The organism is Micromonospora sp. NPDC048887, assembly GCF_040649715.1.
Lineage (GTDB): Bacteria > Actinomycetota > Actinomycetes > Mycobacteriales > Micromonosporaceae > Micromonospora.
Map to the genome: position 1 here is coordinate 81,843 of NZ_JBEZGA010000009.1, position 24,139 is coordinate 105,981.

At 73.9% G+C, this 24,139-nt stretch carries 28 protein-coding genes; 14 read left to right on the top strand and 14 right to left on the bottom strand.

The window, feature by feature from the left end; genetic code table 11:
• Positions 1-459 carry a hypothetical protein gene (locus AB0C17_RS16065; protein ID WP_357387365.1) on the bottom strand — a complete coding sequence of 153 codons (459 nt, stop codon included), beginning with the start codon at positions 457-459 and terminating at the stop codon, positions 1-3.
• 176 nt (positions 460-635) lie between these two features.
• Between AB0C17_RS16065 and AB0C17_RS16070 the strand changes: the two genes are divergently transcribed.
• Positions 636-1,007 (top strand): VOC family protein, encoded by a 372-nt coding sequence (locus AB0C17_RS16070; RefSeq protein ID WP_357387363.1) that lies wholly within the window; start codon positions 636-638, stop codon positions 1,005-1,007.
• Between the two features lie 66 nt (positions 1,008-1,073).
• Here AB0C17_RS16070 and AB0C17_RS16075 read toward each other — a convergent pair whose 3' ends face one another.
• Positions 1,074-2,063, bottom strand: coding sequence for a tyrosine-type recombinase/integrase (locus AB0C17_RS16075; RefSeq protein WP_357479098.1), 990 nt, complete (start codon positions 2,061-2,063; stop codon positions 1,074-1,076).
• Between the two features lie 84 nt (positions 2,064-2,147).
• Here AB0C17_RS16075 and AB0C17_RS16080 point away from each other — a divergent pair, with 84 nt between their 5' ends.
• A complete protein-coding gene (locus tag AB0C17_RS16080) occupies positions 2,148-3,161 on the top strand; it encodes a YafY family protein (RefSeq protein WP_357479101.1) in 1,014 nt (337 codons plus the stop codon).
• 5 nt (positions 3,162-3,166) lie between these two features.
• Here the strand turns inward: AB0C17_RS16080 and AB0C17_RS16085 are convergent, their stop codons facing one another.
• From AB0C17_RS16085 to AB0C17_RS16100, 4 genes are all read right to left on the bottom strand, one after another.
• Entirely contained in the window at positions 3,167-3,601 is a 435-nt protein-coding gene (locus AB0C17_RS16085) for an Hsp20/alpha crystallin family protein (protein WP_357387357.1), read from the bottom strand.
• Between the two features lie 74 nt (positions 3,602-3,675).
• On the bottom strand, positions 3,676-4,185 hold the full coding sequence (locus AB0C17_RS16090; RefSeq protein ID WP_357479104.1) for a GNAT family N-acetyltransferase: 510 nt from the start codon (positions 4,183-4,185) through the stop codon (positions 3,676-3,678).
• Positions 4,182-4,706, bottom strand: a complete 525-nt coding sequence (locus AB0C17_RS16095; RefSeq protein ID WP_357479107.1) for a DUF2087 domain-containing protein — start codon at positions 4,704-4,706, stop codon at positions 4,182-4,184. Before AB0C17_RS16095 ends, AB0C17_RS16090 begins: the two co-directional genes overlap by 4 nt.
• Positions 4,707-4,770: 64 nt before the next feature.
• A complete protein-coding gene (locus tag AB0C17_RS16100; protein ID WP_357387351.1) occupies positions 4,771-5,259 on the bottom strand; it encodes a GNAT family N-acetyltransferase in 489 nt (162 codons plus the stop codon).
• Between the two features lie 108 nt (positions 5,260-5,367).
• Between AB0C17_RS16100 and AB0C17_RS16105 the strand changes: the two genes are divergently transcribed.
• The 3 genes from AB0C17_RS16105 to AB0C17_RS16115 all read left to right on the top strand — a co-directional run bounded on the left by AB0C17_RS16105 (position 5,368) and on the right by AB0C17_RS16115 (position 6,959).
• Entirely contained in the window at positions 5,368-5,673 is a 306-nt protein-coding gene (locus tag AB0C17_RS16105) for a hypothetical protein (protein WP_357479110.1), read from the top strand.
• Between the two features lie 13 nt (positions 5,674-5,686).
• Positions 5,687-6,505: a TIGR04222 domain-containing membrane protein gene (locus tag AB0C17_RS16110; protein WP_357479113.1), complete on the top strand. Its 819-nt coding sequence runs from the start codon at positions 5,687-5,689 to the stop codon at positions 6,503-6,505.
• Between the two features lie 145 nt (positions 6,506-6,650).
• The gene (locus tag AB0C17_RS16115) at positions 6,651-6,959 is read left to right on the top strand and encodes a hypothetical protein (RefSeq protein ID WP_357387345.1); all 309 of its coding nucleotides are present in this window, start codon (positions 6,651-6,653) and stop codon (positions 6,957-6,959) included.
• Positions 6,960-7,021: 62 nt separating this feature from the next.
• Here the strand turns inward: AB0C17_RS16115 and AB0C17_RS16120 are convergent, their stop codons facing one another.
• Together AB0C17_RS16120 and AB0C17_RS16125 are read right to left on the bottom strand one after the other, a co-directional pair.
• The gene (locus AB0C17_RS16120) at positions 7,022-8,593 is read right to left on the bottom strand and encodes an MDR family MFS transporter (RefSeq protein WP_357479116.1); all 1,572 of its coding nucleotides are present in this window, start codon (positions 8,591-8,593) and stop codon (positions 7,022-7,024) included.
• A 62-nt stretch (positions 8,594-8,655) separates the two neighbouring features.
• Positions 8,656-9,273 carry a TetR family transcriptional regulator gene (locus AB0C17_RS16125; protein ID WP_357387341.1) on the bottom strand — a complete coding sequence of 206 codons (618 nt, stop codon included), beginning with the start codon at positions 9,271-9,273 and terminating at the stop codon, positions 8,656-8,658.
• A 334-nt stretch (positions 9,274-9,607) separates the two neighbouring features.
• Here AB0C17_RS16125 and AB0C17_RS16130 point away from each other — a divergent pair, with 334 nt between their 5' ends.
• Positions 9,608-10,144, top strand: coding sequence for a DUF1062 domain-containing protein (locus tag AB0C17_RS16130; protein ID WP_357479119.1), 537 nt, complete (start codon positions 9,608-9,610; stop codon positions 10,142-10,144).
• Between the two features lie 45 nt (positions 10,145-10,189).
• Here the strand turns inward: AB0C17_RS16130 and AB0C17_RS16135 are convergent, their stop codons facing one another.
• Positions 10,190-11,377, bottom strand: coding sequence for a macrolide family glycosyltransferase (locus tag AB0C17_RS16135; protein WP_357479124.1), 1,188 nt, complete (start codon positions 11,375-11,377; stop codon positions 10,190-10,192).
• Between the two features lie 110 nt (positions 11,378-11,487).
• On the opposite strand from AB0C17_RS16135, the gene AB0C17_RS16140 reads away from it, so the two are divergent.
• Entirely contained in the window at positions 11,488-12,081 is a 594-nt protein-coding gene (locus AB0C17_RS16140) for a TetR/AcrR family transcriptional regulator (RefSeq protein ID WP_357479128.1), read from the top strand.
• A gap of 29 nt (positions 12,082-12,110) precedes the next feature.
• Here AB0C17_RS16140 and AB0C17_RS16145 read toward each other — a convergent pair whose 3' ends face one another.
• Positions 12,111-12,644, bottom strand: coding sequence for a tetratricopeptide repeat protein (locus AB0C17_RS16145; RefSeq protein ID WP_357479131.1), 534 nt, complete (start codon positions 12,642-12,644; stop codon positions 12,111-12,113).
• Positions 12,645-12,776: 132 nt separating this feature from the next.
• Between AB0C17_RS16145 and AB0C17_RS16150 the strand changes: the two genes are divergently transcribed.
• The gene (locus AB0C17_RS16150; protein ID WP_357479134.1) at positions 12,777-13,367 is read left to right on the top strand and encodes a hypothetical protein; all 591 of its coding nucleotides are present in this window, start codon (positions 12,777-12,779) and stop codon (positions 13,365-13,367) included.
• On the opposite strand, the gene AB0C17_RS16155 is transcribed toward AB0C17_RS16150, so the two are convergent.
• Complete coding sequence (locus AB0C17_RS16155; protein ID WP_357387329.1) at positions 13,364-14,221, bottom strand: MBL fold metallo-hydrolase; 858 nt, start codon at positions 14,219-14,221, stop codon at positions 13,364-13,366. The genes AB0C17_RS16150 and AB0C17_RS16155 overlap by 4 nt on opposite strands.
• 205 nt (positions 14,222-14,426) lie before the next feature.
• On the opposite strand from AB0C17_RS16155, the gene AB0C17_RS16160 reads away from it, so the two are divergent.
• Together AB0C17_RS16160 and AB0C17_RS16165 are read left to right on the top strand one after the other, a co-directional pair.
• Positions 14,427-15,203, top strand: a complete 777-nt coding sequence (locus AB0C17_RS16160) for a class I SAM-dependent methyltransferase (RefSeq protein ID WP_357479136.1) — start codon at positions 14,427-14,429, stop codon at positions 15,201-15,203.
• The gene (locus tag AB0C17_RS16165) at positions 15,200-15,766 is read left to right on the top strand and encodes a maleylpyruvate isomerase N-terminal domain-containing protein (protein ID WP_357479139.1); all 567 of its coding nucleotides are present in this window, start codon (positions 15,200-15,202) and stop codon (positions 15,764-15,766) included. The genes AB0C17_RS16160 and AB0C17_RS16165 overlap by 4 nt, the downstream gene beginning before the upstream one ends.
• A gap of 7 nt (positions 15,767-15,773) precedes the next feature.
• Here AB0C17_RS16165 and AB0C17_RS16170 read toward each other — a convergent pair whose 3' ends face one another.
• Positions 15,774-16,244: a DUF1992 domain-containing protein gene (locus tag AB0C17_RS16170; RefSeq protein WP_357479142.1), complete on the bottom strand. Its 471-nt coding sequence runs from the start codon at positions 16,242-16,244 to the stop codon at positions 15,774-15,776.
• Between the two features lie 132 nt (positions 16,245-16,376).
• Between AB0C17_RS16170 and AB0C17_RS16175 the strand changes: the two genes are divergently transcribed.
• Positions 16,377-16,787 carry a DUF1232 domain-containing protein gene (locus AB0C17_RS16175; protein ID WP_357387325.1) on the top strand — a complete coding sequence of 137 codons (411 nt, stop codon included), beginning with the start codon at positions 16,377-16,379 and terminating at the stop codon, positions 16,785-16,787.
• Positions 16,788-16,799: 12 nt separating this feature from the next.
• Here AB0C17_RS16175 and AB0C17_RS16180 read toward each other — a convergent pair whose 3' ends face one another.
• Complete coding sequence (locus tag AB0C17_RS16180; RefSeq protein WP_357479145.1) at positions 16,800-17,336, bottom strand: GNAT family N-acetyltransferase; 537 nt, start codon at positions 17,334-17,336, stop codon at positions 16,800-16,802.
• A 167-nt stretch (positions 17,337-17,503) separates the two neighbouring features.
• Here AB0C17_RS16180 and AB0C17_RS16185 point away from each other — a divergent pair, with 167 nt between their 5' ends.
• Positions 17,504-18,154: a LysE family translocator gene (locus tag AB0C17_RS16185; protein ID WP_357387321.1), complete on the top strand. Its 651-nt coding sequence runs from the start codon at positions 17,504-17,506 to the stop codon at positions 18,152-18,154.
• Positions 18,155-18,188: 34 nt separating this feature from the next.
• Here the strand turns inward: AB0C17_RS16185 and AB0C17_RS16190 are convergent, their stop codons facing one another.
• Positions 18,189-20,198 (bottom strand): beta-galactosidase, encoded by a 2,010-nt coding sequence (locus AB0C17_RS16190; RefSeq protein WP_357479149.1) that lies wholly within the window; start codon positions 20,196-20,198, stop codon positions 18,189-18,191.
• 115 nt (positions 20,199-20,313) lie between these two features.
• Between AB0C17_RS16190 and AB0C17_RS16195 the strand changes: the two genes are divergently transcribed.
• Entirely contained in the window at positions 20,314-22,677 is a 2,364-nt protein-coding gene (locus AB0C17_RS16195) for a TIM-barrel domain-containing protein (RefSeq protein ID WP_357479152.1), read from the top strand.
• A 48-nt stretch (positions 22,678-22,725) separates the two neighbouring features.
• Positions 22,726-23,922, top strand: a complete 1,197-nt coding sequence (locus AB0C17_RS16200) for an ROK family transcriptional regulator (RefSeq protein ID WP_357387315.1) — start codon at positions 22,726-22,728, stop codon at positions 23,920-23,922.
• Positions 23,923-24,139: the final 217 nt, after the last annotated feature.

The following is a 24,139-nucleotide window of genomic DNA, read 5'->3' on the forward strand; positions in this document are numbered from 1 at the left end:
TCAGAAGGGATCCCCGCACACCCGCCAGCCGCCGCCCTCCGGTACCACCGGCAGCTCACGTTCCTCGCTGCCGCCGCCGTCGCGGTTGATCCGCACGAGCACCGTCCCGTGCGGCCGGCCGGACCGGGTCGCCACCGAGACGTCGACGATCTCGTATCCGCTGACCTGCGGCGGCGTCCGCACCCAGCTGCCGAAGCCGGCCTTGCTCCACTTGCCTCGGGCCTCGGCGCACAGCCGCTCGTACGCCGCGTCGGTGTCCCCGGACGCGACGTCACGGAAGAACCCGTCGGCGGTCTCCCGCACCGGCCCGTCGGCCTGGAACACCACCTGCGCGTTCCACACCGCCAGCCCGGCCACCCCGATCAGGCAGGTGCCCACGCCGAGACCGGCGATCAGCACGCCCGCGCGTAGCGGCCGGCGACGCCGGGCCGGGTGGTGCCAATCCCGCTGCCTGCCCATCACCGACGACGCTAGGCAACCGGGCAGCGGCGCGCAGGCAGTTACGGCGCGCAGGTCACTCCGTGTCGCCCGGTTAGACGGTCGGTGCCGCGTGTCGGTGAGTCGTTTCCGCTCTCAGCTCGGCCTCGCCGTCATACCTGACGACAGGTGGCAGGTATGCACGGCAGACTCCCGGCATGACCAGTCACGCAGACATCGCCATGATCAACCTGGACAGCTCCGACCCCGCCGCACACGCGGCCTTCTACGCCCACGCGCTCGGTGGGGAGATCACCCACAGCGAGGCCGAGTACGCGATGATCACCAAGGACGGCACGTCGATCGGCTTCGGCCTGGTGCCCGGCTTCGCGCCGCCGGCCTGGCCGGACGAGAGCGGCGACAAGCGCTACCACCTCGACCTCTACGTCGACGACGTGACGGCCGCGGAGAAGGATCTGGTGGCGGCCGGGGCGACCCGGCCCGGTTTCCAGCCCGGCGGTGAGCGGTGGACCGTCCTGCTGGACCCGATCGGGCAGCCGTTCTGCCTCTGCCCCCGTCCGCAGGGCTGACCGTCAGCGATGCGGGCCGCGAACCACCGCGGCCCGCATCGCTGCCGGGTCACCCGCTCCGACGGCTCAGCCGCGCCGGCGGGCCCGAGCAGCCCAGATGGTGTACGCCGGGTCGCGGTCCAGGTTGTGCCGGTCCCGGTCGTAGCGGCGGGTGGTACGCGGATCGGCGTGCCCCATCGCGTCCTGCACGTCCTCCAGCGGCACCCCCTCGGAGCGGGCCGTGGTGGCGAACGCGTGGCGCAGCGAGTGCGGCGACAGCTTCGCCCACGCCGCGATCCCGGCACGTTGCGCCAGCCGTCGCACCAGCCGGAACACGGCATGCCGGTCCAGCGGCCCGCCGGTGGCGGTGATCAGCAGCGGGCCGGTCAGCTCCGGCACCGTGACACCCTGCGCGGCGGCCCGTACGGCCAGGTAGGCGTCGACCGCGTACGCGGTGCCCGGGGTGAGCGCGCGCCGGCGTACCTTGCCGCCCTTGCCCACGAAGCGGACGCTGCGGTGACCGCGTTCCGTGCCCAGGTCGGACACGTCCAGCGCGACCAGCTCCCCGACCCGCAGGCCCAGGTCGGCCAGCAGCGCGACGGCGGCCCGGTTGCGGGCGGCGGCCGGACCGGTGTCGGCGTCGGCGGCGGCGATCAGCGCGTCGACCTCCTCGGGGGTCAGGCCGACGGTGGCGGAGTGGTCCCGGTCCACGCGCGGGCGGTCCGCCGCCGACACCGGGTTGGCCGCCATCGCGCCCAGCTTGACCAGGAAGTCGTACCAGCTCGACAGCGCGGACAGCCGGCGCGCGACGGTGGCCGGGGTGAGCGGGCGGCCGGCCCGGCCGCGGGGGGTGGACTCCAGTTCCCGGCCGTAGGCGTTGACGTCGAGGAAGGTCGCCCGCAGCGGGTCGAGCCCACGCTCGGCGCACCAGCTCAGCCAGCCGGTGACGTCCCTCCGGTACGCGTCGCGGGTGTGCTCGGACAGCCGCCGGTTGCGCAGCCACGCCTCGGTGACGTCGGCCGGGCCGGCGGGCAGGGCGGCGGTACGGGCGCGGGGCAGCACCTCGGGGCGAAGCATGTGAGAAAGGTTCTCAGTAAGTGGGGGGTTTGGCGACGAGGCGCGCCCGTCCCCGGTCACCCGGGTCCGGGTTAGCGTCACCGGGTGCGTGCCAGCCGGCTGGTCTCCCTGCTGTTGCTCCTGCAGACCCGGGGGCGGATGACCGCCCAGGAACTCGCCGACGCCCTGGAGGTGTCGGTGCGGACCGTCTACCGCGACGTCGAATCGCTCGGCGCCGCCGGAGTCCCGGTGTACGCCGATCGGGGGCCGGCCGGCGGATACCGGCTGCTGGAGGGCTACCGGACCCGGCTCACCGGGATGACCGGCCCAGAGGCCGAGGCGCTGTTCCTCGCCGGCCTGCCCGGCCCGGCCGCCGAACTGGGACTGGCGTCGGTGGTGGCCGCCGCCGAGCTGAAGGTGCGCGCCGCGCTCCCCGGTGAGCTGGCCGACCGCAGCGGCCGGATCCGGCAGCGGTTCCATCTGGACGCGCCCGGCTGGTTCCGGCACCCGGAGGCCACCCCGCACCTGGAGACGCTGGCCGGCGCGGTCTGGCGGGACCGGCTCGTGCGGCTGCGGTACCGGCGCTGGCGTGCCCCACGGGAGGTGACCCGGCTGGTCGCCCCGCTGGGCGTGGTGCTCAAGGCGGGCCGCTGGTATCTGGTGGGCCGCTGCGAGGAGCAGATACGCACCTACCGGGTCGGCGCGGTGCTCGACGCCGAGGTCACCGCCGAGCCGTGTGCGCGGCCCGACGACTTCGACCTGGCCGCGTACTGGCGGGAGTGGACCGCCCGCTACGAACGCGACGTCTACCGTGACCAGGCCCGCATCCGGCTCACCGTGGCGGCGCTGGAGTTCATGCCGTACGTGTTCCCGCCGGAGATGAGCCGCGCCGCCCGGGCCGCAGCCGGTGAGCCCGGCCCGGACGGATGGCTGGAGACCACAGTGCCGATCGAGTCGGTCCGGCACGCCCACACCGAGTTCCTGAAGCTCGGTGCCGAGGTGGAGGTGCTCGCCCCGGCCGACCTGCGCGAACGGTTCATCGCGACCGCGCACGCACTGACCCGGCTCTACGGCGACGCGGGGTCGGCCGGTGCTCCGGCCTCCCCCGCGTCGGCGTGACCTGCTCAGACGGTGGTGAGCTGACGGCGGCCGTTGCCCTCGGCGGGCGTGCTGACCGCGATCCGGCGCGGCTTGGCGCGCTCGGCGATGGGGATGCGCAGCGTCAGCACCCCGTTGTCGTAGCCGGCCTCCAGCCGGTCGGTGTCGAGCGTGTCGCCCAGGAACAGCTGCCGGGTGAACGTGCCCATCGGCCGCTCGGCGGCGACCAGCTCGACGTTCTCGCCGGTGGGGCGGCGCCGCTCGGCGCGGACGGTCAGCACGTTGCGCTCGACGGTGCAGTCGATGCTGTCCGGGTCCACGCCGGGCAGGTCGAACGCCGCGTAGAAGTGGTCACCGTCGCGGTAGGCGTCCAGGTGCATCACGGCGGGCCGGGCGGTGGTGCCGAAGAACTGCTCGGCGATCCGGTCGATCTCGCGGAACGGGTCGGTACGCATCAACATGGCTCTTGCCTCCTCGGTTCTCCTGGCCCAAGGTCTCAAGTTGAGTCTTGGCGACTCAAGTTCCTGCTTCTGTTTTAGCGCGCCCCCGCCACGTCGTCAACCCGGCCCGCGAGCGCCTTCTCGAACCAGTGCTGGGCGTACGGACCGCTGCTGAAGGCGGGGATCTCCCGGTAGCCGAGCCGGGCGTACAGGGCACGCGCCTCGACCAGATCCGAGCGGGTGTCCAGCCGGATCCGCCCCGCACCGCCGGCGACCGCGTACGCCTCGATCGCGCCGACCAGCGCCGCGCCGCCCCCGGCGCCCCGGTGCTCCGGGCGCACGTACATGCGGGTCAGTTCGGCCCAGCCCGGCTGCCACCTCAACCCGGCGCACCCGGCGAGCCGTCCGTCGCGGCGGGCCAGCACCAGCAACCCGGTCGGCGGGGTCAGGTCGTCGCTCGGGTTCTCGGCCAGCGCGGCGTCCACCTCGTCGGGCTGCTCCGGGCGGCCGTACCAGCGGCGCACCATCTCGGCCATGTACTCCCGCAGCATCAGCGTGGCGTCCGGCTCGTCGGGGAGCGCGAGCTGCGTGCTCCAGCCGCTCACGGGCCGGTCCGCCAGTAGACGCCCTGCTCGCGGGTGAGCAGCATGTCGTCGATCAGGTAGCGGCGCAGCGTCACGTGGTCGGCCTCGCCGCCCTCGCACCACCGGCGCAGCGCGTCGTCCACCTCGCGCTCCGGATAGCGCCGCCCCGGCTCGAAGGCGCGTTCGGTGATGTGCTCCAGCAGGACGCGGCGGCGCCCCCGCTGCGCGGGCAGCCGGGTCAGCGCGCCGTCGCGCAGGAACGTGCGCAGGATCGTCTCGCGCGGGTTCGCGGCCGGGCCCGCCGGTGCCGCCGCCCCGGCCCGGGCGAACTCGCGCAGCCGCTCGGCGTCGACCCGTAGCCCGCCGTCGTCGTCGAGCACACCGGCGTCGGTGAGACGGCGTACGGCCACTGCGGCGTCACGGGTGGGCAGCCCGGTGCGGGCCACCACGGCCGGCACGTCGCGGGCGCCGAGCACGATCGCGGCGAACACGGTCCGGCGACGCTCGTCGGCGAGCGCCCCGGCGAGGGCATGAGCGGTCATGGCGGGCAGCCTGTCAGCAACCGCCGGATCCGGCGAGGCGTTTTCCGGTCACCGCCGCCGCGGTTCACAGCCGCCGGTGCATGACGTGCAGCCCGACCCGTCCCCGCGTCGGGTGCGCGAACGCCTCCGGCACGGTGCCGACCACGGCGAAACCCAGCCGCCGGTACAGCTCCACGGCCGCCGTGTTGGTCTCCACCACGGCGTTGAACTGCATCGCGGCGAAGCCCTGCCGGCGGGCCCAGTCCAGCGCCTCCGCGCACAGCGCCCGGCCCACACCCCGCCCGCGGGCCTCCGCCGCGACCATGAAACTCGCCGTCGCCACGTGCGATCCCGGCCCGGGCCGGTTCGGGCCCATCTTCGCGGTGCCGCGCACCACGCCGTCGTGGTCCACCGCGACCGAGGTACGCCCCGGCGGGCGCTCCACCCACACCTCGCGCGCCGTCTCCGGCGGCCAGTCCGGGTCGTACGCGAACGTGTCGGCGGTGGCCAGAACGTCGGAGAGAATCGGCCAGACGTGAGCCCAGTCGGCGTCGGTGTAGTCACGGATCCGCATCGCGAGGGAGGCTAGCCGCCGGCCCGGCCGTCCGGCCAGCGGTTTGCGTCCACCCGGCCGAGGGTCGCGGGGCATCGACGGCACGCCGATGCGGTCCATCATGGGCAGGTGGCCGAATCAGTCGCCGGCATCGATCGGAGCGAGGCCGCCGCACCCGGTGGCCCGCCGTCCGCCGGTCCGCGTACCGTCGCGCCCCTGGTCGTGGGCCGGTCGGCACCGTCGTGCTGCTGTCGCTGGCCGGCCGCTACGACGGCGCGGCGGTGGTCCTGGTCGCCGCGATCGCCCGGCAGTTCGGCGCCGGCCGGGTCGACCAGACGGGCCGATGTGGACAACGGCGAGCCGATCTTCCTGGGCCGGGGCCTGCGGCGTCGGTGGTCCCAGATCTGGGACACCGAGGTACGCCACGGCTCCTGAGATACTTGCCGTCATGCTCTGGGGAGTCAGCGGGCCGATCTTCCTCCTCGACTACCTCGGCGCGGTCGCCGTGGCAGTCGTGATCGCCCTGGCGGTACGCGAACTGACCGGCCGCCGTACCCGGGGCGCGACGCCCGACCGGGTCGAGTTGGCGTACCTGACCGACCGGGCGCTGCTGGCCTGCCAGGTGGGGGTGGCGGCGCTGCGCCGCGCCGGCGGGGTCGAGGTCGGCGAACTCGCCACCCTTCAGGCGCAGGGGCGGCCACCGGCCGGGTCGCCCGCGCTGGTGCGCGCCCTGCACTCCGCGCTGCGCCGCCCGCAGACCTGGGCGGCCGTGCTCGCCGACCCGGAGGTGGGCCGGGCGCTGCGCCGTACGGTCGGGCGGCTGGTCCGCGACGGCTGGCTGCTCACCCGGGCGCAGCGGCGGCGGATCGCGCTGGGCACGGTGCCGCTGTTCGCGGTGGCCGCGGTCGGGCTGACCCGGCTGGTGGACAGCGCGGTGGAGGGGCGTTCCGCCGGCGGTCCGGCCTCGGTCGCCGGGCTGCTGCTGTGCTGCCTGGCCACCGCGCTCGGCGGCTGGTGGCTGACCGAGGTGCCGGAGACCGGCGCCGCCGCCCGCGCGCTGCTGCGGCGGCTGCGCCGCGAACACGCCGACCGGGACCCGGAGCGCCGCCCGGTCTGGCAGGGCCGGGACACCGACACGCTGCTGACCGGCATGGCCCTGTTCGGCCCCCGGCCGCTGCTGGCCGTGGACCCGGCCTTCGCCGTGCAGGTCGGGGTCGACCCGGAACGCGACCGCCCTCGCCCCGACCGCAAACCCGCCCGCCGCTGACCAGACCCCCCATTCGGGCCGATCATGAAGTTGGCGGTGCTAGGTGTCCGTTTTGCCCGGCTCAACGTCATGATCGGCGGGGTGGGTGGGGCGGGCCGCGGCACCGGCCGGGTTTCCTTGTCTTGAGCGCCGGGAAGGCTCGGGCATGGCCGAGACATTCGTGAGCGAAGACCTGAAGACACTGCAGGCGATTGCGCGCGGGGCCGGCATGCAGGAGGTCGACCGCCTGTCGCCGGACCAACTGGTCGAGGCGCTACGCCGCGCCGGGGTGACGAACGGTACGCAGGACCAGTGGCCGCCCCAGCCGGTCGAGGATCCGGCGCACCTGGCCGGGCTGCCCCGCAGCTCGCTGACGCAGGGCGACGAGAGCACCGGCGGACGCGCCGCCGAGGAGGCGATCGGTGCCATGCCCGGCGAGTCCGGCACCGAGATCAACGACCGCACGCAACGCTGACCGTACGCACAAGGGGCCGCCCCCGGTGATCCCGGGGGCGGCCCCACGCCCGCTCGGACGCCTCAGTGCGTGCCGGCGGCGGCCGTTGCCTCCTCGCGGGCCCGGCGCTCGTCGCCGCTGAGCGTGTTCAGCGGCTTCTCCTTGATGAACAGCACGACGATCAGGGCGAGCAGCGCGAAGGGCGCGCCGATGAGGAACATCTCCGACGTGGCGATGCCGTAGACGTCCTGCACGATGCGCAGCACCGGCTCCGGCAGGGTGGACAGGTCCGGCACCTCGGCCGACCCGCCGCCGGCCGCGACCGGCCCCAGCCGCTCGACGGTCAGCGAGGTCACCCGGTTGGCCAGGACCGCGCCGAGCGCGCTGACCCCGACCGCGCCGCCCATGCTGCGGAAGAACGTCAGCACCGAGGTGGCCGCGCCCAGCTCGGCGGCCGGCACGTCGTTCTGCGCGGCCAGCACCAGGTTCTGCAGGAGCATGCCCACGCCGACACCCAGCACCGCCATGTGCACCGACAGCACCGGCACGCTCGTGTTCGCGTCGATGGTGCTCAGCAGCAGCATGCCGACCGTCATCACCGCGGCGCCCGCCACCAGGAACATCTTCCACCGGCCGTACTTGGTGATGAGCTGGCCCGCGACGGTGGAGGAGACCAGCAGGCCGAGCACCATCGGCAGGCTCATCAGGCCGGCCACCGTCGGCGACTTGCCCAGGGAGGTCTGGAAGTACTGCGACAGGAACACGGTGCCGCCGAACATCGCCACGCCGACGAGGATGCTGGCCACTGTGGTGAGGCTGACCGTTCGGTTGCGGAAGATGCCCAGCGGGATGATCGGCTCCTCGGTGCGGGCCTCCACGAACACGGCGAGCGCGAGCAGCGCCAGCCCGCCGCCGACCAGAAGGGCGGTCCAGCCGGAGGCCCAGTCGAACTTGTTGCCGGCCAGCGACGACCAGATCAGCAGCGTGGACACGCCCGAGGTGATCAGCAGGGCGCCGAGCCAGTCGATGCGGACCTTGCGGCGGACCACCGGCAGGTGCAGCGTCTTCTGCAGCAGCGCGATGGACAACAGGCTGAACGGCACGCCGATGAGGAAGCACCAGCGCCAGCCGAGCCAGGACGTGTCGACCAGGACACCGCCGATCAGCGGGCCGGCGATGGTGCCGACGCCGAAGACGGCGCCGAAGATGCCGGCGTACCGGCCCAGCTCGCGCGGCGGGATCATGGCCGCCATGACGATCGTGGCGAGCGCCGTCATGCCGCCTGCGCCGATGCCCTGGATGACCCGGCTGAGCAGCAGCATCTCCACGTTCGGGCTGAAGCCGGCGACGAGCGAGCCGACCACGAAGAGGCCCAGGGACAGCTGGATCAGCAGCTTCTTGCTGTAGAGGTCGGCCATCTTGCCCCACAGCGGCACCGTCGCGGTCATCGCCAGCAGCTCGCTGGTGACGATCCAGGTGTAGACGGTCTGGCTGCCGTTGAGGTCGGCGATGATCCGGGGCAGCGCGTTCGCCACCACCGTCGAGGCGAGGATCGCCACGAACATGCCGACCATCAGGCCGGACAACGCCTGGAGAACCTCCCGGCGAGACATCCGCGTACCCGCCTCGGCGGGCGCGACAGTGGCGGTGGTCATCGAACTCCTTGTCGTGTGCACGTGCGAGCGGCCGCGCGACTGCGGCCGCCGGTACGAATGGGTCAGGTCGCGGCGTGCGGATCGGGCAGGCCGGCGGCGACGGCGGCGAACGCCTCGGCGGTCAGCTCGCGCAGTGTCGTCGTGTCGGGTCGCTCGACCCACTGCATCAGGGCGGTACGGAGGACCGCGCCAGCCACAGTGGTGACGAGCGTCGGGTGGCCATGGCACGGGTCGAGGCCGAGCCGGGCGGCCACCGCCGCGACGATCACCTGTTCCGTCTCCGCGTTGCCACTGATCAGACGCGGAAGCAGCGACGGGTTCGCCGCGATCACCCGCAGGCGCAGCAGCCACACCTCCCGGTCCGCCTCGACGGCCTCGACCACGTCGTCGAAGGCCAGGCGCAGCGCGTCGAACGCGGACAGCTCCGGCGGCGCGGCGACGATGCGGGCCGCAAGCACCTCGCGGTCGGTCGGCTGGTCGCCGAGCAAAGCCTCGTCCTTGCTGGGGAAGTAGTTGAAGAAGGTACGGGCCGACACGTCGGCGGCCTCGCTGATCTCCTCCACCGTCACCTGGTCCAGGCCGCGCTCGGCGACCAGGCGCAGCGCGGCGGCGCTGAGGGCGGCGCGGGTCTGGCGCTTCTTGCGGTCACGCAGGCCGGGGCGGCTCTGATCCGGGGTCACGCCACGACTCTACGAGCGATCTTGCAGAGAGTGCAAACTTTTAGTGAGTGAAGTTACGGGCGACGCATCGCGGCGGCGCCGGAAAACGGGTTGAGAGCGGTTCCGGACGTCCTGTACGTTTCCCCGCACTCCCGTCGCAGCGAAGAAGGACGATTCCGCGTGACCCCTCCTGCTCTCTAGAACCTGACACGTTCCCCACGCCTGTAGCCGGCCGTTGCGCGCCGGCTCCCCGGGCTGCCCTCGCGCGCCCGGCCACAGCGTCCGAGGCCGCGCGTAATCGGCCTCGCGTCAGGTCTTCAGAGATCAGGTCTCCATGTCATCCCAACCTCATATCGTGCTGCCCTGGGTCGTACGCCGGACCCGCCTTCCGCTGCTGTCGCTGCGCTGCGTCACCTGCCGGGCGGAGTCGGCCACCGCCGCCCGGGGCAGGTTCCGCGTCAACGCCAACGGCAAGATCCTGGACGTGTGGCTGCTGGTGCACTGCGTGTCCTGCGACCGGACCAGCAAGCTCACCGTCCGCGAGCGGGCGACCGTCAGCTCGTTCGACCCCGTCGAGCTGCACGGCCACCAGCTCAACGATCCCGCCCTGGTGGCGGCCACCCTGCTGGACCCGGCGTTCGCCCGGCGCTGCCGCTTCACCCTGGACTGGACCGGCGCGTGGACGGTGGACGCGCCCACGGTGCCGCTGGACGGCTGGCCGGTCCGGGTGGACGTCACCTTCGACGATCCGGTGCCGGTACGCCCGGACCGGCTCATCGCCAACCGGTTCGGCCTCACCCGGTCCGAGGTGCTGCGCCGGGTCAAGTGCGACGTCCCGCTGAACCGTCCGACGAGCACCGGATTCACCTTCACCGTACTGGCGGAGGACTGACCAGGGCGTGGTCGCGGCGGGATTCCGCCGCGACCACGCCGTGCCTCACCCGCGGCGCGCCGCGCTGAGTTCGGCCTCGATCAGGTCGGCGGCCCGGTCCGCGCCCCCGGCGGCGCGGGCCTGCCGCTTCAGCTCGGCGCTGCGGGCCACCACCGTCGGGTCCGAGGTGAGGGCCAGCAGCGTCTGGCGCAGCTCCACGGCGGTGACGCCGGCCGAGTCGACGACCCGGGCGACGCCGAGGGCGGCCAGCTGCTCGGCGTTGGCGAACTGGTCGGCCGCCTGTGGCACGGCGATCATCGGCGTCCCGCAGTAGAGACCTTCGCTGCTGCCGCCCATGCCGGCGTGGGTGACGAAGGCGTCCGCCTGTTCCAGGACGGCCAGCTGCGGCACCCACCGGTGGACCTCCACGCTGTCCGGGACGGGACCGAGCTCGGCCGGGTCGACGTGCGTGCCGATCTGCAGCACGGTGTGCCAGCCGGGCAGGTCGCCGAAGGCGGCGACGCAGCGGCGGTAGAACTCGGGCCGCCGGGTGAAGGCGGAGCCGAGCGAGACGAGCAGCACCTTCTCGGCGTGCTCCGGCCGTACCCAGGAGCCCTGGTCGGCGCGGTCGCCCAGCACCGGGCCGACGAAGCTGTAGACCGACCGGTCCACCCGGTCGGCGTTTGGCTGGAGCGCCTCCGGCGGCAGGACGAGGCTGCGGAGCGGCCGTCCCTGGAACGCCATGCTGTCGGTGACAGACGAACCCTCCGTGGTCAGCCATGCCGTGAACCGTCGGTAGTAGTCGGCGCCGCGCGGATCGGCCCGCATCGCCTCGACCACGGGTGCCATCTCCTGCTCGTAGCCGTCCCAGGCGACGAACGTCGAGGAGAGCTGTACGGCCGGAATCCCCCACTGCTCGCCGAGCAGCCGGGCCGGCGCGCCGGCGATGTCGTAGAGGAACAGGTCCGGCCGGTCGTCGTCGTAGGCGGCCCGCAGCTGCGGCAGCATGGCGATCGCGTCGTCGAGGAAGAGCGTGAGCTGCTCGATCGGGTCGTCGGTGCCGGCGCCGCCGTCGGCGGGCAGCGTCGAGGCGTACGGCTTCAGCTCCGCGCCGGTGGCCTGGATGACCTCGGCGAAGGCGGGGTCGTTGGCGTAGGTGACCCGGTGGCCGCGCCGCACGAGGGTACGAATGATCTCCAAGCTCGGGTTGACGTGGCCGTGGAACGGAATGCTGACCATGGCGATGTACGGCACGGGGTCTCCTGAGATTTCGCTGAGACGAGACGTTGCGTCTCGCCACAGCAGAGCACGGTGCCGCCATCCCCGTCAAGACGGCACGTCTCGTCTCGTTGTAGGCTCGCGGCGTGACCCCGCAGCCCACCCGCCGCAACGAGCAGTCCCGCCGCGCGATCCTCGCCGCCGCGCTGGAGCTGCTGACCGAGACCGGCTACCCGGCCCTGACCGTCGAGGCGATCGCCGCCCGCGCCGGAGTCGGCAAGCAGACCATCTACCGCTGGTGGCGTGGCAAGGGCGCGGTCATCCTGGACGCGCTCGCCGACGACATGCCGGAGGTCATCGCCCTGCCCGACACCGGTGACCTGCGGGCCGACCTGCGTCAGGTGCTCCGGGCAACCGTCGCCGAGTTCGCCGATCCACGGCTGTCCGCCACCACCCGCGCCGTCACCATCGAGACGCTCGCCGACGAGGACCTGGCCGCCCAGGCGCGCGACCGGCTGCTCCGTCCCCAACTGAACGCGGTCCGCGCCCGCCTGGAGGCCGCCCGCGAGGCCGGCCAGGTCCGCCCCGACGCTCCCCTGGACCTGGTGGTGGAGTTGTTGTTCGGCCCGCTGTACCACCGTTGGCTGCTGCGCAACGGCCCACTGACCGACGACTACGCCGACGGCATCGTCGACCTGGTGGTCGCCGCCGTCGCCCCGTCAGCGAGCGCCCGCGGCTAGCCAGTCGCCTGCGGCCTGTCGCGGGCGGCCTATCCGGCGGCCAGTTTCTGCGACATCCGGTCGAGTCCGTCCCGTATCAGATTCCCGTAGCCGTCGTCGCCGAGCGCGCCGATCCTCTCCCGGGCCCGCCGGAGGTAGTCCCGGGCCTGGTCGAGTTCGCCGAGCTTGCGGTGGCACTCCGCCAGGTTGAGATGCAGCGACGGGTACAGCCCGGCGACCGACATCGGCACCCCGGCCTGCGCGACCCGCTCGTCGGTGAGCAGGTCGGCCGCCGCGAGCGCCCGCCGGTCCCAGACAAGCTCCTGGCGTACGTCGTCCTGCACGTCGGCCATCGCGTGCGCGAGGACGCAGACGTGCAGGGGGTCGCCCTGTTCCCCGCCGATCTCGTCCCAGATCCGGGCGAACAGGTCGCGGGCGTCCTCCCGTCGGCCGTGCTGGTGGTGCATCTGTACGCCGTCGTTGATCCGGGTCAGCGTCGCGTCGAACACCATCGCCTGCTCCCTGGGGTCGGCTGCGGTGGCGTGATCGTACGCCGACAGCGCCCACGGAGCCTGCGCGCACATAACTGTCATTATGGTGCAGTGATGTTTTGCACCCTTTGTCGGACCCATTTATTGGATTGCTATTACCGATAATGTGTTAATCAGGTTCGGCGCGGGGTTCCCTCGGCGCCGAGGTTTGGGCAGGATCGAGGCATGCGAGCCGCGAGCCGGAGATGGGGGCACCTCGTCCTGATCCCCTGTCTGCTGCTCGCGACGATCGGTTGCACCAGTGAGGACGATTCGGAGCGACCTGAACCTGCCGGCTCCGACTCCACCTCCCCCGGCGCGCCGGCCGCGACGCTGCCACCGATGCCTGAGGGCGGACAGCGCCTGCGGTGCGCCGATGCGGTTGCCACGACTCCGGCTCCGGGTGAGGGGTACCGGGTCGTGGCCGACGCCGTGGCGGTGCCGTCGACTGTGGTGCGACCCGACGACTCATCCGACGCACGAGGGCCGACGCGTCTCTTCGCCAAATGGGGCCTGTACGTGCGCGCCGGAACAGCAGTGGAAATACAGGTGGCGCCCGGCTGGGCGGATCGCGCCCGCATCGGGTGGGGCCCGGGTGCCGTCCCGGCGACCACGGTGCAGGTCGGGGCGTGCCCGGCCGCTTCGGCCACGTGGTCGGTCTACACCGGCGGCACCTGGGTGGCGGGCCCGGCGTGCGTGCCGCTGGTGATCCGCTCCCAGGGACGGCAGGTCGAGGTGCGTCTCGCGATAGGCGCCGCGTGTGATGACAGCACCTAGCGTACGAACGGCCTGACGACCTCGAAGGGCTCCGGGAACCGTACGGCGATGCCGCTCTCCCGGCTCTTGCCGTCGAGAAACGCCCTGGCCACGGCGAACCTGTCGAAGAACCCTGGCAGCGGCCGCAGCCCGCGGTCCAGGGAGACGAAGAAGTCGTCCCAGTGGATCGGCACGATCAGGGCGGGCCGGGTCGCGTCCACCACGTGCCGCCAGTAGTCGTCCCGGAACCGTTCGGACTGCACACCCAGCGCGCCGATCGCGAGGTGGAGGACGTCGACGTCGAGCCCGTCGAACGCGTGCGGGACGAAGTTGGCGCTCGGGTGGATCAGCAGCGAGCCGTCGGGGTGGGTGATGAGGAAGGAGAAGCATCCGCCGTCGCGGTACCTGCTCGCCCGGACCGGCGGGACGAGCGGCTTCTCGATCGTGCCGGGGAACCTGTTGCCCGGGCTGTGGAGGCCGCCGAATACGCGCACGGTGAACGCGCCGACGCGGTACTCGTCGCCGTCGGCGATCCGGGTCATCGACTGTTCGCCGAGGCCCGCGCCGCGTCCCACGTTCAGCGTCGACTCGGAGCCGAACAGCCTGCCGCCGAGGTGCTTGACGACAGCGGGGGCGTCCATGACGTGGTCGTAGTGGGAGTGGGAGACGAAGAGCGCGTCGAGGCGGGACACGCCGGCCCGGGAGAGCGCGGCGGTGATCCGCCCGAGGTCGGGAGCCACGCGTCCAAGCGCGACGCGCAGCAGAGAGGGCCTGCTCAGGAAGCCGTCGATCAGGATGCCCGAGGTCCCGTCGGACACGTGGACTGTCGACGTGCCGAAGAAGGTGGACTCGACCGACGCTCCACTGGAGCCCATTCGCACATGGTAGTGCCGTCGCTACGGCGAATACCATGCCGCGGTGATCAAGAACCAGCCGGAACCTCCGGCCGACCCGGAACAGTTCCGGGCGCACGCGGCGAACCTGGAAGCCGTAGGCGCTGGAGACGAGCATCGGTGAGCTCTCGCGCAGTGTGGACGGTTAGCCCGGCGCGATGATCGCCGTCGTCGATAGGGTGACCGGATGGACGAAGACGCACGACGCCGGCACTCGTCGTCGTTCGGCGCGGCGGCGACCGCGTACGCCGAACACCGTCCGGACTACGCGCGCGCCGCCGTGCGGTGGGCGCTCGAACCCGCGCCCGGTACGCGGGTGCTCGACCTCGGCGCGGGCACCGGCAAGCTCACCATGACGCTGGCCGAGGTGAGCGGCGACGTGACGGCGGTCGAGCCGGACGAGGCGATGCTGGCCGAGCTGCGCCGCGCCGCACCGGGCGTACGCGCGTTGCCCGGCAGCGCCGAGACGATCCCGCTGCCGGACGCCGCCGTCGACGCCGTGGTGGCCGGCAACGCCATGCACTGGTTCGACATGGCCGTGGCCGGGCCGGAGATCGCCCGGGTCCTCTCCCCCGGCGGCGTCCTGGCCGGGTTGTGGAACGTGGTGGACGACCGGGTCGACTGGGTGGCCGGGCTCGCGACGGTCAGCGGAAGCGCCGCCATCGGCCCCCGGGACACGCCCGCGAGCTGGCGCGCGGCCACGGCCGGCATGCACCTGCCGACGACGGGCGAGGCCCGGTTCGGCTCGCCCGAGCAGGCGGAGTTCCCGCACGGGCAGCGCCGTACCGCCGATTCGCTCGTGGCGACGCTCGCCACCCGGGCCGGGATGCTGGTCATGCCGGAGCGGGAACGTACGCGGACGCTGGACCGCATCCGCGCGTACCTGGCGAGCCGGCCGGAGACGGCCGACGGGGAGTTCACGCTGCCGATGCTCACCTGCGTGCTGCGGGTGCGGCGCAGGTGAACAGCGCCGACGTCCGGGCCGCCGGCACCGGGATGACGGCCGTACTGCGGCCCGCCGTCGGGCGGGACTGGACGGTACGCGCCGGGGATCTGGACTGGTCCTGCTGGACCACCGCCGCGCACATCGCGCACGACCTGACCGCGTACGCCGGTCAGGTGTCCGGCCGGCCCGGCGGCGGCTATCTCCCGTTCGACCTGCGGGTACGCGCGGACGCCGCGCCCGCCGAGGTGCTGACCGTCGCGGGGGCGGCGGCCGGGATGCTCGCCGCCACCATCGACGCCGCGAGCCCGGACGACCGGGCGTGGCACTTCGGCCCGTGCGATCCGGGCGGCTTCGCCGCGATGGGCGTGGCCGAGATCCTGCTGCACACCCACGACCTGGCCCGAGGGCTCGGGCTGGACTGGTCGCCACCGGCCGAGCTGTGCGCCCGGGTGGTGCGCCGGTTGTTCCCGGACGCGCCGGAGGGCGACCCGGCGCCGGTGCTGCTGTGGCTGACCGGACGCGCACCGCTCGGCCACCGGCCACGACGTACCGCGTGGACCTGGCAGGCAGCGCGCCCCTGAGCGCGTGTCAGCGGCGCCACCAGCGCCGACGGAGGCGCGGGCGGGTCCGGGCGGCGTGCGGCGGCGCGGGCGCCGTGACGAGCGGCGTGACGCGTTCCCGGTCGGCACGCCAGCGGCGCACCGCCTCCTCGACGTTCACCGGGCGGACGACCACGCGTGGCCCGGTCGGGGTACGCAGCCAGGCCACCACCTCGGTGTTGAGCGCCGCCACGTACGACCGGACGGCCTCCTCGGTGGGCAGGTCGCGCAGCTCGGCCGGAAGCTGTTCGATGCGGCGGCGCAGTTGCAGCGGGGTGGGCAGCAGCAGGTCGGACGGGATCTGCTCGCGCTCCATGAAGCTGCGGATCCACCAGCCCTCGTCGTAGGGCATGTCGCGCCCCGGGATCGGCTTGCCGGCGCCCGGCAGGTTGTCGAACTCGCCGCGCTCCTGGGCCGAGCGGATCTGCGCCTCGACCGCGGCCTCCCAGCCTGTCGTCACCGCCGTCACCTCCCGTACCCACGGTAGCCGCCACCGTCCGACAAGGGTCAGCGTCGCGCGGCGCCGGGCTGTTCCCGGGCGCCGGGCGACGCCGCCGCGTAGCGTGCCACCGGGTACGAAAGGGGTGACGGCGTGCGGGAGTGGCTCATCGGCCTCGCTGTGGCGACGGCCTGCCTGGTCGTGAGCTGGGGGGTGCTGGTGCTGCTGGCCCGGCGTCTGCCGCCGGGGCTGCTGCGCGATCTGGCCGCGTTCGTGCCCGACTGCGTGACGGCGGTGCGGCGGCTGCGCCGCGACCCGCGCGTGCCCCGCCGTGCCCGGGTCGCGATTGTCGTCGCCGGACTCTGGGTGGCCAGCCCGATCGACCTGATCCCGGAGTTCCTGCCGGTGATCGGCCCGCTCGACGACATCGTGGTGGTGGCGCTCGCGCTGCGCTACGCCGCCCGGCAGGTGCCCCGGCAGGTGCTGCTCGACGCGTGGCCGGGCGAACCGCGTCTGCTGCTGCGCCTGCTCGGCCCGGCCGCTGCCGCCCGAACCGACAGGTGAGCGCCGCCGGCGTCAGGGTCGGTGGCGGACGTGGCGGTGGCCGTCGCGCGGGTACGGCGGGCGGGCCGGCAGCACCTCGGCGAAGGCGTACCCGCTCTTCTCCGCCACCCGGCAGGAGGCCTCGTTGTCGACCTGGTGCAGCAGCTCCAGGTGGGTCAGCCCGGTGGCGGCGAACCGGGCGAACGCCCACGCGGTGACCGCCTCCACCGCTCGTGGCGCGACGCCCCGGCCGCGTGCCGGCGCGGCCGTCCAGTAGCCGACCTCGGCGGCCGGGCGGCCCGGGCGGACGTCCTTGAGCACCACGCAGGCCACCACCTGGTCCTCCTCCAGCACCGCGAACATGAACCGGTGCCCGGCGGCCCAGCCCTGGTGGCTGCGGCGCAGGAACACCCGCGCCTGCGCCGGCCCGGTCACCGGATGGCTCGTCCAGGCGCGCAGCACCGGATCCCGGTACGCCTCGATCAGCGCGTCGGCGTCACCGTCGCGCCACGGGCGCAGCAGCAGACCGGGCGCGGTCGAAGTGGCCGGCGCGGACAGCACGATCGACATGCGACAAGTATGTCCACCGCCCCCGTCCCGCGCGGTCCCCGAACGCCCGCGCCCGCCATCGCCCCGGCCTGGCCCCGGCTCCCGGCCCCGGCCCGGGGCGGGACGGGGCGGTGGGCGTCGGAGGGTGGGCGTAGGGTCCGGTTCACTGGCGGCAACGGGGAGGCGACATGGTGACTGTCGGCGCGGTCATGGGAATCGCCCTGGTGGCGCTCGGTCTGGTGCTCACGCCCGGGCCGAACATGGTCTACCTGGTGTCCCGGTCGGTGACGCAGGGGCGGCGGGCCGGGCTGGTGTCGCTGCTCGGCGTGGCCGCCGGGTTCCTGGTCTACCTGGCCGCCGCGGTGGCCGGCATCGCGACGGTGTTCGTGCTGGTGCCGCCGCTGTACACGGCGGTGAAGCTGGCCGGTGCGGCGTACCTGCTGTGGCTGGCCTGGCGGACGCTACGCCCGGGCGGCACGTCGGCGTTCACCCCGGCGCCGTTGCCGCCGGACCGGCCCCGGCGCCTGTTCACCATGGGCCTGGTCACCAACCTGCTCAACCCGAAGATCGCCATCCTGTACGTGTCGCTGCTGCCGCAGTTCGTCGACCCTTCGCGCGGGCACGTGGCGGTGCAGAGTCTGCTGCTCGGCCTGACGCAGATCGTGGTCGCGCTGACCGTGAACGCGCTCATCGTGCTCAGCGCGGGCTCGGTGTCGGCGTTCCTCACCCGCAGGCCGGGCTGGGCGCGTCTCCAGCGGTGGGTGATGGGCACCGTGCTGGCGGCGCTCGCGGTGCGGATCGCCGCCGACCGCTCCCGCGCCGCCGTCGCCACTCCCTGACGGGGGTACGCGCGCGCACACCGCCGGGGCGGCGTCACGACGGCTCCTCGCGCACCACCGCCACGCCACCCGGTGCCACAGTCAACGCGCTCCCGACCGCCTCGCCGGTCAGCATCTCGACCCCCGCTGCCGGCACCCGCTGCGGTTCGTCGGTGTGGTTGAGCAGGTAGAGCAGGCTTCCGTCGCCGTCGTGGCGGCGTACCGCCTCGACGCCCGGCGGTGCGCCGGGACAGGTGGGGACGGCACCGGCGAGCCGGGCCGCCTCGGTGAGCAGCCGCCGGTAGGTGTCGTCGTCGGGGCGGGTGGAGACGTACCAGGCGTACGCGTCTCCGACCCGGTGCCGGGTGATCGCGGGCCGGCCGTCCAGCACTCCCCCGGCGTACGCGCTGACCGTCTCCGCACCGGCCGGGTGCACCGTCTCGGACCAGATCCGGCCGGTCCCGCCGCCGGTCAGCGGCACCCGCTCCCCGTCGGCGAGGGGGTGGAACTCCTCCACCCGCACGCCGAGCAGGTCCCGGTACGCGCCCGGGTAGCCGCCGAGGCGTACCCGGGCGTGCTCGTCGGCGACACCGCTGAGCCAGGTCACCAGCAGGTGCCCACCGGCGTCGACGTGCCGGCGTACCCAGTCGACAGTGGCGTCCGAGGCGAGGTAGAGGGCGGGAAGCACGAGCAGCCGGCAACCGTCGAGCGGGGTGCCCGGCGGCACCACGTCTGCGGTGACGCCCGCGTGCCACAGCGCCCGGTGCGCGGCGGCCGCCTCGCCGCAGTGGTCGAGTCCGGCGCGGGGCATCCCCGGGTGCCGCAGCGCCCAGTCGCTCGCCGCGTCGTACCCGATGGCCACCGCCGCCTCGACGCGGCCCGGCGCGGTCCCGGTGAGCCGGCCCAGCGCGGCGCCGAGCGCGGTGGCCTCCCGGAACACGCGGGTGTCCGCCCCGGCGTGCGACACCACGGCGGAGTGGAAGCGTTCCGCGCCGCCGGCCGGGGCACGCCACTGGAAGAACATCACCCCGGCGGAGCCGCGCGCGACGTGGGCGAGGCTGTGCCGGGTCATCCGGCCGGGCTCCTTGGTGTGCATCCGCCCGGCGGTGTGGAGCTGGTTGGGGGCACTCTCCATCAGCAGCCACGGCGCGGGCTTCCCGGCGCCGTGGCGGGCCCAGCCGCGGGCCAGGTCGGCGGCGAACGCGGTCTGCTCCTCCGCGCCCCTGCCGGTCGCCGACGGGTAGTGGTCGACGGCGACCAGGTCCACCTCGCGCGCCCAACGGGCGTGGTCGACAGGCACCCAGTCGCCGAGCACGTAGTTGGTGGTGATCGGCACCTGCGGGTTCGCCGCGCGCAGCAGGTCCCGCTGCTCGGTGTACGCGGACAGCAGCGTGTCGGACCAGAAGCGGCGGAAGTCGAGCAGCTGGCCGGGGTTGGCGAGGTACTGGGTGGCGCGGGGCGCGCCGACCTGCGCCCAGTCGGAGTAGTGCTGGCTCCAGAAGCTGGTGGCCCAGGCGTCGTTCAGCGCGTCGAGGTCGCCGTGGCGGGTGGTGAGCCAGCGGCGGAACGCCGCCTCGGCGTGCGGGCAGTGGCAGGTGGTGCCGTACTCGTTGTGCGCGTGCCACAGCGCCAGCGCCGGGTGGTGTGCGTAGCGCGCGGCCAGCACCTCGGTGATGTTCCGGGCCGCGTCGCGGTACGCGGGCGCGGCGGCGCAGTAGGTGTCCCGGCTGCCGTGGGTCAGCCGTACGCCGTCGGCGGTGACCGGCAGCGCGTCCGGGTGGCGCAGCGAGAACCACGGTGGCGGCGACGCGGTGGGGGTGGCAAGCGCGGCCCGGATGCCGCCCGCGTGCAGCAGGTCCAGCACGCGGTCGAGCCAGCCGAGCGTGTAGCGGCCGGGTTCGGGTTCCAGCCGGGACCAGGCGAACACGCCGACGGTGACCAGGTTGACCCCGGCGGCGCGCATCAGGGCGACGTCCTCGCGCCACACCCCGGGCGGCCACTGCTCCGGGTTCCAGTCCCCGCCGTAGCAGAGCCGGCCGTCGCCCCGCAGCGCTTTAGTTGGCATCCCGGCCAAAATAGGAACAGGTGCGACGGAAAGTCAATGCCGTCGATCATTGACAGTTAGTTGGGATTCCAAAGAAACTGGCGGGACCGCCCGTGGACGCCGCGAGGAGACGCCCATGCCGTACCGCCCGCCGCTGGTCCCGTACGAGACGTTCGTGGCCGACCCGCCCGACCTGCCGGTCCGCGCCCCCGGCGAGGAGGGCGCCGACGACGTGCTGCGGGCCGAGGTAGCCGCCACCGACGCGCATGGCGTCACGCTCACCGCGACCTGCACGTCCGGCCGCACGCTCGTCGCGCGCGTCGAGGCCGCCGGCGACGGGATCATCCGGGTACGCCTCGCCGACGACCTCTCGGTCCGCAGCCGCTCCACCGCGGCGCTGACACTGGTCCACCCGCAGCCGCACCCGGCCACCGTGACAGTCGACGGTGACCGGGTGCGAGTGAGCGCCGGCGGCCTGGTCGCCGAGCTGCGCCTGGACCCGTGGGAACTGCGGTTCCGCACTCCCGACGGGCGGCTGCTGCTCGCCTCCGACGGCGGCACCCGGGACATCAGCGGCCGGCGCCGCACGCTGCCGCTGGGCCGCTCCACAGTCGACGGCGAGCCGGTCGCCTGGCACGAGAGCTTCGTCGCGCCCGGCGACGAACGGTTCGTCGGCTTCGGCGAGAAGTTCACGCCGCTGGACAAGCGCGGCCAGCGCCCGCTGATGTGGAACTTCGACGCCTTCGGCGGGGAGTCCGACCGCTCGCACAAGAACGTCCCCTTCTACCTGTCCGACCGCGGCTACGGCGTCCTGGTCGACAGCGGGCTGCCGGTGCAGTTCGACATGTGCGCCAGCACCCACAGCACCGTGCAGATCCTCGTCCCGGACGACCTGCTCGACTACTACGTGCTGGCCGGGCCCACCCCGGCCCAGGTGCTCGACCGGCTGGACACGCTCACCGGGCGGCCGTACCTGCCGCCGAGGTGGGCGTTCGGCGCGTGGATCTCCTCCGGCTTCTTCCCGGACAGCCAGCAGCGGGTGCTGGAACGTGCCCGGCGCCTCCGCGAGCGGGACATCCCCTGCGACGTGCTGCACCTGGACTGCTACTGGCAGGTCGCCGGGCACTGGTCGGACCTGCGCTGGGATGCCGACGCCTTCCCCGACCCGGACGGCATGCTCAAGGACCTCACCGAGCAGGGCTTCCGGGTGTGCCTGTGGATGAACCCGTACCTGATGACCGGCAGCCCGCTCTACGCCGAGGCCGAGGCCGCCGGGTACTTCCTGCGCCGCCCCGACGGCGAGACGTACGTCGCCGACACCTGGCACGGCAGCTACCCGGCCGGGGCCATCGTGGACCTCACCAACCCGGCCGCGGTGCGCTGGTTCCAGGGGCTGCTGCGGCCCCTGCTGGCCCAGGGCGTCGCGGTGTTCAAGACCGACTTCGCCGAGGGTGTGCCGGCCGACGCGGTGGCACACAACGGCCTGACCGGCGTCGAACTGCACAACGTGTACGCGCTGCTGTACAACGACGCGGTGGCCGATGTCACCGAGGAGGTCGCCGGGCACCGCGCGGTGTGGGCGCGCTCGTCGTACCTGGGCGGGCAGCGGCACAGCGCGCAGTGGAGCGGCGACGTCAACGCCACCTGGCCCGGTATGGCCAGCACGCTGCGTGGCGGCCTGTCCCACGGGCTGTCCGGGGTGCCGTTCTGGAGCCACGACACCGGCGGCTTCAACGGCACCCCCGAGCCGGACCTCTACGTGCGCTGGACCCAGTTCGGCGCGCTCTCCCCGCTGGTGCGGCTGCACGGCACCACCAGCCGGCTGCCGTGGGAGTTCCCGCCCGAGGCGGAACGGCACGCGGTGGACGCGCTGCGGTTGCGCTACCGGCTGCTGCCGTACCTCTGGTCGGCCGCGGTGGCGAGCGCCCGTACCGGCGGTCCGATGATGCGGGCGCTGCTCGTCGACACCCCGGACGACCCTGTCGCGTGGGCCACCGACCTCCAGTACCGCCTCGGGCCCGACCTGCTGGTGGCGCCGGTGCTTGATCCGTCCGGCGAGCGCGCCGTCTACCTACCGGCCGGCGACGACTGGCTCGACGCGTACACCGGGCAGCGGCACCCCGGCGGACGGCACCTGCGGGTGAGCGTGCCGCTGGACCGGCTGCCGCTGTACGTGCGGCACGGCGCGCTGGTCCCCGTGGTGGCGCCCGCCGCGACGGTCGGGACGGGCCCGTTCCGGGACGTCACGCTCGTGGCCTGGGGCGGCGTCGACGGCGTGAGCGTGGTGCGGGACCCCGACGGCGACACCACAGTCACCGCCGTGCGCGACGGCGACACGCTGCGCGTACGCGTGGAGGGGCCGCTGGACGTGCGGCGCGTCAGCGTGGTCGGGACGGACCCGCCGCGCCGGGTCGTGCTCGACGGCGAACCGGTGCCGCTGACACCGTTCGCGCAGTGGTTCGGCGGCGGGGACCGGCCGGCCGGGATCTCCCCTATTTAGTTTAAGCTGTAGCCGAACCCACGGCCGGGCGCAGGAGGCGGGCAGTACGTGATCAGCATCGACCGGCCGACGGCCGACCTCGGCGACGTGCGGGTGACCAACCGGGCCGCCGTGCTCCGGCACGTCCGCCGGCACGCCCCCTGCTCCCGGGCGGATGTGGCCGCGCGGACCGGCCTGAACAAGGCGACCGTCTCCAGCCTGGTCGCCGAGCTGATCGAGCACGGCCTGCTGCGCGAGACCGGGCTGACCGAGAACCGGGTGGGCCGCCCGGCCACCATGCTCGTCCTCGACGGCGCGCGTTACGTCGGGCTCGGCCTGCGCGTGGGCGCGGACGAACTGGTGGCGGTCGCCGCCGGACTCGGTGGCGACCCGGTGCTCACCTGGCGGCGCGCGTTCCCCGCCGCCACCGCCGCTCCCGAGGAGACGGTGAAGGCGCTCGCCGCGCTGGCCCGGCGTGCCGTCACCCGGGTCGGGGCGGACCGTACGGTGCTCGGCCTGACAGTCGCCGTACCAGGGCTGGTGGACCCCGACGGCGACGTGCCGGCCGCCCCGGCGCTGGGCTGGCGCGGCGTGCCGCTGGCCGCGTCGGTCCGCCGCGCGCTGCGTGATCCCGGCTTCCCCGTCGCCGTCGACACCGAGGCCAACCTGGCCGTGCTGGCCGAGCGGCGGCACGGCCCGTACGCCGCCACGACCGACCTGGTCCACCTCACCGGCGGCCCGGCGATCGGCGCGGGCCTGATCAGCGGCGGCCGGCTGTTGCGCGGCGGCCGGGGCTTCGCCGGGGACATCGGCCACCTGCCACTGGCCGCCGACGGCCCGCCGTGTGACTGCGGACGGCGCGGCTGCCTCACCGCGCTGCTCGGCGTGGACGCGGTGATCGGCCGTCTGCTGCCGGACGCCGGGCGGGTCACCGACCATCTGCCGGAGATCGAACGTGTCCAGGCCCTGGCCCGCGCCGGGGACGAGCCGGTACGCACCGGGCTCACCGAGATCGGCAGGCTGCTCGGGCAGGCGGCGTCGGTGCTGGCCGGGCTGCTCGACCCGGAGGTGGTGGTGGTCGGCGGCCACCTGGCGGCGCTCGCGCCGTGGCTGCTGCCCGCCGCCCACGCCGAGATCGCGTCCCGCGCACCGGTCCCGCCCGGCGTGCGGCTGGAGGCCAGCACGCTCGGGTCCGCTGCGGGTGCGCTGGGCGGGGCCACCGCCGCGCTGGCCGGGGTGGAGGCGGGGCGGCTGCCCGCCGGATGACCTCTTGACCGCACCGGCCGGAAGGTGTCAACCTCGGTAGCGCCGCGTTCCGGGACCGGGCAATCCCGAAGCGGCGTGTTTTTCGGCGGTTGTCGAAGCGCTTCACCACCGCTCCGGGCCGACCCCGCCGACCGGCCACCACCACCCTTGACTCGCGTGCGCGCCGCCGTCCCACCGGCTCGATCGTCGAAGCGCTTCGACGGTCGAGCGGCGACCC